Source organism: Sphingomonas sp. 2R-10 (assembly GCF_030062225.1).
Classification (GTDB): Bacteria; Pseudomonadota; Alphaproteobacteria; order Sphingomonadales; family Sphingomonadaceae; genus Sphingomonas.
Window position 1 is genome coordinate 1 of record NZ_JASCXF010000034.1, and the last position, 11,939, is coordinate 11,939.

10 protein-coding genes and 1 pseudogene are annotated in these 11,939 nt (G+C 69.4%); 9 read left to right on the forward strand and 2 right to left on the reverse strand.

Annotation, left to right across the window (positions count from 1 at the left end):
- Positions 1-116 (forward strand): annotated as a pseudogene (locus tag QLH51_RS15085) (IS5/IS1182 family transposase); the annotation flags it as partial.
- A 73-nt stretch (positions 117-189) separates the two neighbouring features.
- Here QLH51_RS15085 and QLH51_RS15090 read toward each other — a convergent pair.
- Positions 190-912 (reverse strand): SIMPL domain-containing protein, encoded by a 723-nt coding sequence (locus QLH51_RS15090; protein ID WP_125660982.1) that lies wholly within the window; start codon positions 910-912, stop codon positions 190-192.
- 190 nt (positions 913-1,102) lie between these two features.
- Between QLH51_RS15090 and QLH51_RS15095 the strand changes: the two genes are divergently transcribed.
- The 4 genes from QLH51_RS15095 (at position 1,103) to pdeM (ending at position 7,942) form a co-directional block, all read left to right on the forward strand.
- Positions 1,103-2,311 (forward strand): efflux RND transporter periplasmic adaptor subunit, encoded by a 1,209-nt coding sequence (locus QLH51_RS15095; protein WP_125660979.1) that lies wholly within the window; start codon positions 1,103-1,105, stop codon positions 2,309-2,311.
- Positions 2,312-2,315: 4 nt separating this feature from the next.
- Positions 2,316-5,516 (forward strand): efflux RND transporter permease subunit, encoded by a 3,201-nt coding sequence (locus QLH51_RS15100; RefSeq protein ID WP_125660976.1) that lies wholly within the window; start codon positions 2,316-2,318, stop codon positions 5,514-5,516.
- A gap of 350 nt (positions 5,517-5,866) precedes the next feature.
- A complete protein-coding gene (locus tag QLH51_RS15105) occupies positions 5,867-7,132 on the forward strand; it encodes a DUF445 domain-containing protein (RefSeq protein ID WP_206429225.1) in 1,266 nt (421 codons plus the stop codon).
- A gap of 147 nt (positions 7,133-7,279) precedes the next feature.
- Positions 7,280-7,942 carry a ligase-associated DNA damage response endonuclease PdeM gene (gene pdeM / locus QLH51_RS15110; protein ID WP_125660970.1) on the forward strand — a complete coding sequence of 221 codons (663 nt, stop codon included), beginning with the start codon at positions 7,280-7,282 and terminating at the stop codon, positions 7,940-7,942.
- A gap of 120 nt (positions 7,943-8,062) precedes the next feature.
- Here pdeM and QLH51_RS15115 read toward each other — a convergent pair whose 3' ends face one another.
- On the reverse strand, positions 8,063-8,878 hold the full coding sequence (locus QLH51_RS15115; RefSeq protein WP_125660967.1) for a zinc-ribbon domain-containing protein: 816 nt from the start codon (positions 8,876-8,878) through the stop codon (positions 8,063-8,065).
- Between the two features lie 182 nt (positions 8,879-9,060).
- On the opposite strand from QLH51_RS15115, the gene ftsE reads away from it, so the two are divergent.
- From ftsE to QLH51_RS15135, 4 genes are read left to right on the forward strand one after another with little or no spacing between them, the layout of a single operon-like run.
- Positions 9,061-9,762 (forward strand): cell division ATP-binding protein FtsE, encoded by a 702-nt coding sequence (gene ftsE / locus QLH51_RS15120; RefSeq protein ID WP_125660964.1) that lies wholly within the window; start codon positions 9,061-9,063, stop codon positions 9,760-9,762.
- Complete coding sequence (locus tag QLH51_RS15125) at positions 9,762-10,640, forward strand: cell division protein FtsX (protein ID WP_125660961.1); 879 nt, start codon at positions 9,762-9,764, stop codon at positions 10,638-10,640. Before ftsE ends, QLH51_RS15125 begins: the two co-directional genes overlap by 1 nt.
- Positions 10,637-11,176 carry a YdcF family protein gene (locus QLH51_RS15130; protein WP_125660958.1) on the forward strand — a complete coding sequence of 180 codons (540 nt, stop codon included), beginning with the start codon at positions 10,637-10,639 and terminating at the stop codon, positions 11,174-11,176. The genes QLH51_RS15125 and QLH51_RS15130 overlap by 4 nt, the downstream gene beginning before the upstream one ends.
- A complete protein-coding gene (locus QLH51_RS15135) occupies positions 11,173-11,913 on the forward strand; it encodes a 1-acyl-sn-glycerol-3-phosphate acyltransferase (RefSeq protein WP_206429223.1) in 741 nt (246 codons plus the stop codon). The genes QLH51_RS15130 and QLH51_RS15135 overlap by 4 nt, the downstream gene beginning before the upstream one ends.
- Positions 11,914-11,939: the final 26 nt, after the last annotated feature.

Consider the following 11,939-nt stretch of genomic DNA (forward strand, 5'->3'; position numbering starts at 1 on the left):
TCCGACGCCTCGTCAAAGACTACGAACGTTACGCCGAAACACTCGCAGGACTTCACATCGTCGCCTTCGCCTGCCTCATGATGAAACAGGCCGCTGCACTCGCTGATGGTTCATAACAGCCTCTAGCCTCGGCGGCTATGGATTCCCGCCTGCGCGGGAATGACGACGTCACCCGGGGTTAGCGCCCCTTTATCGCAGCAGGAAGCGGACCGATACCGTCGCGGTCAGGTCCTGCTCGCCTGCGGCCAGCGGGGTCGAATCGGCCATCTTCGCCACGCGTGCCGACGCCATCATCGGCATCGCGATCGGCGGCTGTTGGCCGCCATTTTCGACGATCGACACGATCCGGTCGACCCGCATCCCCGCGGCTTTGGCATAGAGTTCGGCCCGGGCGCGCGCACGACGGATCGCGTCGGTGCGTGCCTCGTCCAGCGCGGCGTCGGCGGCATCGACCGACAGGTTCGGTCCGTCGATCTGGTTCGCCCCCTGCGCCACCAGCGCATCGAGGATCGCGCCGCTGCGCCCCACCTCGCGGAAGCGGACCGAGACGCTGTTGCTCGCCTGATAGCCGGTGATCGCCGGCGGCTGGTTTTCGGCGTAGCGATATTGGGGTTGCAACTGGATCTGTGCGGTCTGGATGTCGCGGTCGGCGACACCCGCCTTGCGCAGCGCCGCCACGACGCGCGTCATGCGCTGCGCATTGTCGGCGAGTGCGGCAGCGGCGGTCGGCGACTGGCTGACCACGCCGGCACGGATCGTCGCGATGTCGGGCACGCGCGTCGCCTTCCCCTCGGCCACGACGTCGAGCAGCGTCGCATCGGCCAGGATCGGGGTGGCAGCGGGGACGACCTGTTGCGCGGCGGCGGGCAGCGCGGCCCCGGCGGCAACCAGGATCAGGGCGGAACGGAGCATCGGCTTTTCCCTTTCGAATACAATCGCAACGTCGAGGGTCGTTACGGCTTTGCGGCGAAACGCAGGCTGAACGCAATCGATGCCGGACTTGTCGTTATTATCGAAAAACGCGATGTGTATGGTTGAGGTGGGTGCTGTATTGAGGTAATACAGCATCGACGGGCTGGGGGCCTCCAACGGGATGGGGTGGATGAATTACGAATCGACGACGATTGCAGGCGACCGTGCGCAGCTGACCGGACCGGAGGGCGCGCCACGATCGCGCCGCCGGGCGGTGATCGTCGGGATCGTGATCGTCCTGCTGGTCGTGATCGTTGCGATGTGGGCGTTCGGTCGCAAGGGCGACGCCCCGGCGGCCAAGGGCGCGGCCCCCGCCGCCGCTTCGGCCGGCTCGCTGCCCAAGGTGACCGTGGTGGTACCGGGCCGCGAGACGGTGACCCGCACCGTTACCGGCACCGGATCATTGGCCGCGCGGCGCGAGATGCCGGTCGGCGTCGTCGGCGAAGGCGGCCTCGTCACCCGCGTGCTGGTCGAGCCGGGCAGCTGGGTCGGGGCCGGACAGGTGCTGGCCACCGTCGACCGGTCGGTCCAGGCGCAGACCGCCGCATCGCTGGCGGCGCAGGTCCGTGTCGCGCGCGCCGATGCGCAGATCGCACAGACCGAACTCGACCGGTCGAACCAGCTGGTCGAGCGCGGTTTCGTGTCGAAGGCCGATATCGATCGCAAGACCGCGACCCGCGACGCCGCCAATGCGCGCGTCCGCGTGGCGCAGGCGCAGCTGGCCGAGACGCAGGCCCGCAACCAGCGGCTCGACATCCGCTCCCCCGCCGCCGGGCTGGTGCTGACCCGCGCGGTCGAACCCGGCCAGGTGGTCGGCAGCGGCAGCGGCGTGCTGTTCCGCATCGCGATGGGCGGACAGATGGAGATGCGCGCACAGCTGTCCGAAGCCGATCTCGCCTCGGTCCGCGCGGGCGTGCCGGCGCAGGTCGTGCCGGTCGGCGATACCCGGGTGTTCAAGGGCGAGGTGTGGCAGGTGTCGCCGGTGATCGATCCGCAGACGCGGCAGGGCATCGCCCGCATCGCGCTGCGCTACGATCCGGCGCTGCGTCCCGGCGGCTTTGCCAGCGCGCGGATCGGCGCGGGCGCGTCGACCGCGCCGCTGCTGCCCGAATCGGCGGTGCTGAGCGACGACAAGGGCAGCTACGTCTATGTCATCGATGCGCAGGACAAGGCGGTGCGTCGCGACGTGCGCGTGGCGGAGGTATCGGACGAAGGCGCGCTGATCGCGTCGGGACTGATGGGCGACGAACGCGTGGTGGCCAGTGCCGGCGCGTTCCTCAATCCGGGGCAGCAGGTGGTGCCGGTACGCACCGCCGCCGCGCCGACACGCAAGGAATAGCGCGATGGGTTTCCGCAACATGTCGGCCTGGTCGATCCGCAACCCGGTACCGCCGCTGGTGCTGTTCCTCGCGCTGACGCTCGCGGGGATCGTCAGCTTCATGCGGATGGACGTGAACCAGGACCCGGATATCGAATTCCCGGTCGCGATCGTCGTCATCAGCCAGCCGGGCGCCGCCCCCACCGAACTCGAGACGCAGGTGACCCAGCGGGTCGAGGCGGCGGTACGCTCGCTCCAGGGCATCGACCAGATCGAATCCAGCGTCACCGAAGGCGCCTCGACCACGGTCATCCAGCTCGACATCGGCACCCCGATTGACCGTGCGGTCAACGACGTGCGCGAGGCGGTGAACCAGATCCGCGGCGAACTGCCCGACGGCATCCTCGAACCGCAGGTGTATCGCGCCAACACCACCGACAAGGACCTCGCGTCGTGGACGGCGATCGCCGACGACATGACCGCGGAACAGCTCAGCTGGTATGTCGACAATACCGTGGCCAAGGAACTGCTGTCGATCGACGGCATGTCGACCGTCGAGCGCGTCGGCGGCGTCGACCGCGAGATCCGCGTCACGCTGGACCCCGCGCGCCTGCAATCGCAGGGGCTGACCGCCAGCCAGGTCAACCAGGCGCTGCGCCAGGTCAATCTGAACGCCGCGGGCGGTCAGGCGGAGATCGCCGGTTCGCAGCAATCGGTGCGCGTGCTGGGCAACGCCGCCACCGCCTATGCCCTGTCGCAGACGCAGGTGCCGGTGGGCGGCGGACGTTCGGTGCGGCTGTCCGACATCGCCGACGTCCGCGACGCCTATGCCGAACCGACCAGCCGCGCGGAATATAACGGCCGCGCGGTGCTGGCGTTCGACATCAAGCGCGCCAAGGGTGCGTCCGACGTCACCGTGTTCCACGAGGCGGAAAAGCGCCTCGCCGACCTGCAGAAGCGCAACCCGCAGGTCCGCTTCGCGCTGCTGTCCAATTCGGTCAAGTTCACCGAAATCCAGTATCACTCCGCGATGAACGCGATGGTCGAGGGCGCGCTGCTGGCGATCGTCGTCGTCTTCATCTTCCTGCGCGACTGGCGCGCGACGCTGATCTCCGCCCTCGCCATCCCGTTGTCCGCGATCCCGGCCTTCTGGTTCATGGAGATGATGGACTTCACCCTGAACCAGATGACGCTGCTGGCGCTCAGCCTGGTGGCGGGGGTGCTGGTCGACGATGCGATCGTGGAGATCGAGAACATCGTGCGCCACATGCGGATGGGCAAATCCGCCTATCAGGCATCGATCGACGCGGCGGACGAGATCGGCATCGCGGTGCTGGCGACGACGATGGCGATCGTCGCCGTCTTCCTGCCGGTCGGTCTGATGCCGGGCATTTCGGGCCAGTTCTTCAAGAATTTCGGCCTGACCGTCGTCGCGTCGGTGCTGATGAGCCTTGCCGTCGCGCGCCTCATCACGCCGATGATCGCCGCCTATTTCCTGAAGGCGCACGGGTCGGCCAGCCATGGCGAGGGCTGGCTGATGGACCGGTATATGGGCGTGCTGCGCTGGACGCTGCGCCACCGCTGGTCGACGATCGTCGGTGCGGTCGCGGCATTGGCGCTGACCGTCGTCACGTTCATGATCCTGCCGCAGACGTTCCAGCCGCCGCAGGACCGCGACCGCGTGACCGCCAGCGTCGAGATGGTCCCGGGCACCACGCTGGAACAGACCGCCGCCGTCGTGAAGCGGGTCGAGAACCTGCTCGCCGCGCAGCCGCTGGTGAAGTCGGTCTATTCGTCGAGCTATGCCGGCAATGGCCGCGTCACCGCCGAACTGAAGGAAAAGCCGAGCTTCGGCCAGCGCGTGCGCCACACCTTCGGCCTGCTGGACGATGCGTCGTACGATGCGATGCGGTCGTCGAGCAGCACTGAATTCGAACGCGGCCTCGCGCCCCAGCTGGCGGCGATCCCCGATGCACGCGTGTCGTTCCGGTCGCAGTTCGGCTGGGGCGGGTCCAGCCGCGACCTGTCGATCACGCTGGGCGGCGACGATCCGGTCAAGCTGAACGAGACCGCGAACCAGCTGGTCAAGGCGATGGAGAAGCTGCCGATGCTGGTCGCCCCGCGCGTGTCGGGCGACCTCAAGCGGCCCGAGATCATCATCCGTCCGCGCAGCGACCTTGCCGCCAGCCTCGGCGTGACCACCGCCGCGCTGTCGGGGGCGATCCGCATCGCGACGCTGGGCGACATCGACCAGAACAGCGCCCGCTTCTCGCTGTCCGACCGGCAGATCCCGATCCGCGTCTCGCTGTCGCGCGATGCCCGGTCGCGGCTGTCGACGATCCAGAACCTGCCGGTGCCGACCGCGACCGGCGGGTCGGTGCCGCTGTCGGTGGTCGCCGAGATCGGTTTCGGCGCGGGTCCGACCAAGATCGACCGCATCAACCAGCAGCGCCGGCTGGTCGTCGGTGCCGATCTCGCCCCCGGCGTCGTGACCGGCGTCGCGCAAAAGGCGATCCACGACCTGCCCATCATGAAGAACCTGCCGCTGGGCGTCACCGAACTGACCGTGGGTCAGGCCAAGTGGCAGGGCGAGATGATCCAGAACTTCATCGTCGCGGTGATCTCGGGCATCCTGCTCGTGTTCGGGGTGCTGGTGCTGCTCTACAAGCGGGTGATGCCGCCGTTCGTGAACATGGGGTCGCTGCTGCTCGCCCCGCTGGGCGGTCTGCTGGCATTGTGGGTGACGGGCAACCCGATCTCGATGCCGGTCTATATCGGGCTGCTGATGCTGCTCGGCATCGTCGCCAAGAACTCGATCCTGCTGATCGACTTCGCGCTGGAGGAAATGGAGAAGGGCGTCGACAAGGAGGTCGCGATCCTCGACGCCGGGCACAAGCGCGCCCAGCCGATCGTGATGACCACGGTCGCGATGGTCGCGGGCATGGTGCCGACCGCGCTGGCGCTGTCGGGCGACGCATCGTCCCGCGGGCCGATGGGCATCACCGTGATCGGCGGGCTGACGCTGTCGACGCTGCTCACGCTGCTGATCGTGCCGGGGGCGTTCAGTCTTGCGGTCGGGCTGGAACGCTGGGTCGGCCCGCGCCTGTCGCGGCGGCTGCTCACCTATCGCCCGGGCGACGCCGACGGCCTGGCGATCGACCACAAGCCCGGCGCGCCGTTGCCGCCACCGGGCGACGGGCCGAAGTCGCTGCCGGCGGCGGAGTGAGCGTGGGCTGATCGTCCCTTTCCGTTCGGTTCGAGCAGCTTCGAGCGTAGTCGAGAAGCGTCCGTCGAGAACGCGTTGCCTGGGAGTGACCGGTTCTCGACGGCTCGAACCGAATGGTGGGCCGGCGTTCTTTTCGCTTCCCCAAAGCGTCACCCCAGCGAAGGCTGGGGTCTCCCCGTGATGGCGGGGCAGGAGCCGCAGGAAACCCCAGCCTTCGCTGGGGTGACGTTTGGGGCTGGAAGGTGACGTCCGGCGCAAGGTGACGCCCGCGGTCCCCGATTTCTCTCCAACACGCGTATCCCCGCCCCGACCCCATTGAACTTTCCCGACGCCCGGCGATTGTTTCGCGGATGGCATTATCCCCAAGCAGCGCCCGGAGCGGCGATGCGGTTCCTGTCGGGCTCACCCGGATGCGACGCCTCGCCACGTTCATGCTCGTGGCGATGGCGGCGCTGTTCCTGCTGTCGCGTCGCATGGAGGGGGTGCATCCCGCATGGGGTTTCGTACAGGCCTTTGCCGAGGCGGCGATGGTCGGCGGCCTTGCCGACTGGTTCGCGGTCACCGCGCTGTTCCGCCATCCCCTTGGCCTGCCGATCCCGCATACGGCGATCATCCCGCGCAACAAGGATCGCATCGGCGATACGCTCGCGCTGTTCCTGCGCGACAATTTCCTGACGGCGCGTGTCGTGGCGCGGCGGATGCACCGTGTCGATGCGGCGGGAGCGGCCGGCAAGTGGCTGGCCGACCCGGCGGCGCGCAGCGGGCAGCTGCGCCACGGCGCGTCACGGCTGGCGGTCAACGTCCTCGAAGGGCTCGATCCCGACCAGTTCGGGACGATGGTGCGCGGCGCACTCGCCAACCGGCTGCGCGCGATGCAGGTGTCGCCGGCGCTGGGCCGGACGCTGGAGGCGGCGATCGCCGACGACCGGCACCTGCCGCTGGTCGATGCGATCATCCGCTGGACGTCCAAGACGCTCGACGCCAATGACGACCTCGTCCGCGCGATGGTACAGAAGCGTGCCGGCGCGGTGCTGCGCTGGACCGGGCTGGACGAAACGCTGGCGACATCGGTGGTAAAGGGGCTGCACAAGATGCTGGCCGAGGTCGCCGAAGACCCCGCCCACCCGCTGCGCGCCAAGGCGAACGAGGGGCTGGCGCTGCTCGCGCACGACCTGCAACATTCCCCCGACATGCAGGCGAAGGTCGAACGGCTGAAGAACGACCTGATCGACAATCCCGCGCTCGCCGGCTGGTGGATGGGCGTGTGGGAGAAAATCCGCGGCGGGATGCTGAACGCCGCGCGCAACCCCGACCGGGCGCTCGCCGGACCGATCGGCGATGCGCTGCGCCAGCTGGGGCAGACGCTCCAGTCCGATCCGGTGCTCAAGGCCAAGGTCAACCGCTTCGTCCGCCGCGCCGTCGTCGGCGCGGTCGCGGACTATGGCGACGGCATCGTCCGGCTGGTGTCGGACACGGTGCGCGGCTGGGATGCGCGGACGATCACCGGGCGGCTGGAAAATGCCGTCGGCCGCGACCTTCAGTTCATCCGGATCAACGGCACGCTGGTCGGCGGGTCGGTCGGGCTGGCGATCCACGTGGTGGATGTTTGGCTGTAGGGGTCGAGGCCCGGTACGGGTTTCGCGGGCATCACGCCCGTACCCCGCAACGTCGGGGGTACGGCATCTCGATGCGAATGACGTTCGCGACCCAATCGTTTCGCCCCCGTGGCTTGAGCGCCGCCGATGCTGCGCTATAGGCGGGCGATGGTTCGCCTTTCGTTCGCCGGCCACGCCTTCGACGCCCTGTCCGCCGGTGCCCTGTACTGGCCGGCGCGGCGTGCGCTGCTGCTCGCCGACCTGCATTTCGAGAAGGCCAGCTGGTACGCGCAGTTCGGGCAGATGCTGCCGCCCTACGACACGCTGGAAACGCTGGCGGGGATCGAGGGCGTCGTGGCGCGGACGCGGCCGGCGGAAATCTGGTGCCTCGGCGACAGCTTCCACGACGTCGGCGGGTGCGACCGGCTGTCGGAGGAGGCGCAGGCACGGTTGCGGGCGCTGACCGGCGGGGCCGACTGGACATGGATCACCGGCAATCACGATCGGGTCGTCGCCGATCATTGCGGCGGACGCGTGGTCGACGAAGCGGTGATCGACGGGCTGGTGCTGCGTCACGAAGCCGATCCGGCCGAGCCCCGCCCCGAACTGTCGGGTCATTTTCATCCCAAGCTGCGACTGAAGCTGCGCGGGCGCGGCGTATCCCGCCGCTGCTTCGTGGCGACCGCGACGAAGCTGATTCTGCCCGCGTTCGGATCGCTGACCGGCGGGCTGGACGCGCATCACCCGGAGATCGTGCGCGCCGTCGGCGGCGGGGCGGAGGCGCTGATCGCGCTGGAGGACCGGTTGCTGCGGTTTCCGCTGGCGGCGTAGGCGGCTGTTTCCGCTACACCCCGTACCCCGGCGAAGGCCGGGGTCCAGGGTCACGGAAGACGACGCTTGCGGCTCTGGATCCCCGCCTGCGCGGGGATACGCCGGACGGCCGGGGAAACCCTACAGCCCCGACGCGAAGCTCAGTTCGAGTTCCTTGGCATTCGCCGGCACGTCCAGCGCCGCGCTGTTAAAGGTCAGGCTCCCGCTCGGGCCGATCGCGCGGGTCTGCGGCTTGATGGTCCAGCTATAGACCTCGCGGTCCTGGCTGTCCTTCAATACTGCGCGGATGTCGGGAATGCGCTGGCGCGCGCCGGTTTCGTTGATGATCCGCCCCGACACCGCGAACAGTTCGTTGCCGCTCGACAGCAGCCGGCGTTCGGGGGTGTTGATCGCGAATTTCAGCGCGCTGTCGGCACTCGATGCAACAGGCAGGCCCAGCTGTTCGGCGATACCCGGCGTACCGGTGTAGAGGATCGCGCCGCACGCCGCGAGCATCGCGACGCCCGCGGCGACCGCCATCGCGGTGCGGCGGCGCGCCGGATTGCGGCGCGGCACGAACGGCGCCTGATGCGCGAAGGCGTTGATGGGTTCGCCACGTTCGGCGCGTTCGGCCTCCGGATCGACATAGCGACGCGGTTCTGCGGTGCGGGCGCGCAGCGGCGCGGCGCGCGGGGTCTCGACATAGGGAGCGTCGACCGGTGCCTCCACCGCTGCCGCGCGGGGACGCACCCCGTCCGCCTCGGCCATCGCCGGCTGCGCGACCCGTGCCGGCTCGGGCGGCGGCGTCACCGCGGCGGTGGTGCCCAGATCGAGCATCGCCGGCGGCTGGAACCAGCTGTGCCGGCACCCCGCGCAACGCACCGTGCGCCCCGCCGGACCGATCGCCGAATCGGCGACCAGATAGCGCATATGGCATTGCGTACATTCGAGGATCATCGCGTCCCCTGCCCCCCGGATGGGTCGCGCCGGGCCGCCAGTGCGGGGCCAACGGGGCGCGACGAATAATGGCGTTGAATCTACGGCGGACCGGGCATCGATGGCAAGGCGCGATTGCGTGCCGCTTGAGACAAACGCGGCCATGTGCGATGGGCGGCGGACCGGTGGAAGCAAGGGCGTTCGTGGCCAGCATCGTTCAGTTCGAAAATGTCGGCCTGCGCTATGGCCAGGGCACCGAAACGCTGAGCGACGTCAGCTTTTCGCTGCACGCCGGCACCTTTCATTTCCTGCTGGGGCCATCGGGTGCGGGCAAGACGTCGCTGCTGCGCCTGCTCTACCTGTCGCAGCGCCCCAGCCGCGGGGTGATCCGGTTGTTCGGCGAGGACATGGTGACCTCGCCGCGCGGACGGCTCCCCGGGTTTCGCCGGCGGATCGGCGTGGTGTTCCAGGATTTCCGGCTGGTCCCGCATCTGTCGGCGCGCGACAATATCGCGCTTCCCCTGCGCGTCGCCGGCATGCCCGAGGACGAGATCGCCGAGCCGGTGGGCGAGATGCTGGCGTGGGTCGGCCTCACCGACCGTGCCGATGCCCGCCCGCCGACGCTGTCGGGCGGCGAGCAGCAGCGGGTGGCGATCGCGCGCGCGGTCATCAACCGGCCCGAAATCCTCGTCGCCGACGAACCGACCGGCAACGTCGATCCCGAAATGGCCGAACGGCTGTTGAAGCTGTTCGCCTCGCTCAATCGGCTCGGCACCACCGTCGTGATGGCGACGCACGACCATCACCTGCTCCACCGCGTGCCCGATGCGCGACTGATGCGGCTGGAGCGCGGGCGGCTGGCCGACCCGACCGGCATGCTGCGCCACCCCCCGGCGATGCCGTGATGCGGCGTGCGAGCGTACAGCCGCTGCTCGACGACCGGCAGGGACGCCGGGCGATGGTGTGGATCATGGCGATCATGATCTTCCTGACGACGCTCAGCGCCACGCTCGGCCTGTCGACCCGCAACGCCGGCGCGACGCTCGACCGGCAGCTGGCGGCGCGGCTGACGGTGCAGGTGATCGAGGGTGATGCGACGACCCGCGATGCGGAAACGGTGCGGTTGCTGGCCCGGCTGAAAGCGTCGGCCGATGTCGTGCGGGCGGCGGAAGTCGATCGCGCGCGACTGGCCGAATTGCTGCGACCGTGGCTGGGCGAGGCCGGGCTCGACGCCGACCTGCCGATGCCGGCGATGATCGACGTCGATCTGCGGTCGGGCGACGATGCCGCGGTGGCGCGGGTCGAGGCGCTGGCGAAGAGCGTCGGCCCCGGCATCCGCGTCGATCGCCACGCCACCTGGCTGGCCCCGGTGCGCGCGTTCGTCGGGGCGATCGGGTGGACCGCGCTCGGGCTCGTGCTGGTAATGGCCAGCGCGACGGCGGCGGTCGTGCTGCTGGTTGCGCGCGCAGGGCTTGATACGCATCGCGGGACGATCGACATCCTGCACATGCTGGGTTCGACCGACCTTCAGATCGCGCGGCTGTTCCAGCGCCGCATCGGGCAGGACACGCTGACCGGCGGCGCGATCGGCGTGCTGGCCGGCGGGCTCGTCGTCGCGGCGCTGGGCGAACGGATGGCGACGCTCGATTCGCAACTGGTCGACGGCGTCACCCTCGCGCCGCTCGACTGGGCGGTGGTCGCGATATTGCCGTTCGCCTTCACGTTGCTGGCGATGCTGGCGGCGCGGGTCGCGGTGCTGCGGCGCCTGGCGCGGGTGCTGTGATGCGGCGGGTCCTTGCGGTGCTGCTGCTGGTCTATGCGCTCGGCTTCGCCCTGTTCGCGGTCACGCTGCCCAAGCCGCTGGCCGAACCGCGGCGGACCGACGGCGTGGTCGTCCCGACCGGGGGCCCCGGCCGGATCGAGCGCGGGCTGGCGGTCGTCGAACGCGGCGAGGCGAAGCGGATGCTGGTGACCGGCGTCGACCCCGATGTGCGCCCCGGCGAACTGGCGGCGGCCAATGGCGCGCCGCGCCGGCTGTTCCGCTGCTGCGTGGACCTCGGTCACGAAGCGGTCGATACCCGGTCGAACGCCGACGAGACCGCCGACTGGGTGCGGCGCAACCGCTATCGCTCGGTCCGGCTGGTCACGTCGAACTGGCACATGGCGCGCGCGGCGATGGAGTTGCGCCATGCGCTGGGCAATTCGGTCGAGATCGTGCGCGATCCGGTGGCGGGCAGCCCCGGCTTCGCGCTGCTGTTCGGCGAATACAACAAATATGTGGTGCGTGGGGTGGTGATGCGATTGGGGATCGATCTGTGATCGCGTGGGTCCGTACCTGGCTGTTCCGCGTCCTGTTTTATGGCGCGTCGGTGCCGATCGTGCTAAGCGCGCCGGTTTCCGCGCGGTTCGGGCAACGGGCGATGCACGTCCATGCCCATGTCTGGATCCGCGTCCACCGCTTCCTCGCGCGCTGGATACTGGGCGTGCGGGTGCGGATCGAGGGGACCCGGCCGCCGGGCACCTACCTGTTCGCGGTCAAGCACCAGGCGATGTTCGAGACGCTGGAGATGGCCGAGCTGATCGACGGACCGCTGATCGTGATGAAGCGCGAGCTGATCGACATGCCGTTCTGGGGCCGGACCGCGCGGGCGTACGGCGCGATCGGGGTCGATCGCGACGCGTCGTCCAGGGCGCTGCGCGTGATGCTCAAGGAAGCCGCCGTCGCCCGTGCCCAGAACCGCTCGGTGCTGATCTTTCCCGAAGGCACGCGGGTGGCGGTCGGCGACGCCCCGCCGCTGCGCTCGGGCTTTGCCGGGCTGTACAAGGCGCTGAACATGCCGGTCGTGCCCGTCGCGCTCGACAGCGGCCACTGCATGCCGCGCAAGGGGGCGAGCCGGCCGGGCGTCATCACCATCTGCTTCCTCGACCCCATCCCGCCGGGCCTGCCGCGCGAGGAGATCGAGGCGCGGGTCCATGCGGCGATCAATGTGCTGGAGCCGGCGGCAAGCGCGCTGTCCGAGAGCGTCATCCCGGCGCAGGCTGAAATCTCCCGGTAGCACAGCCTGTGCCTCGCCGCGGGAAA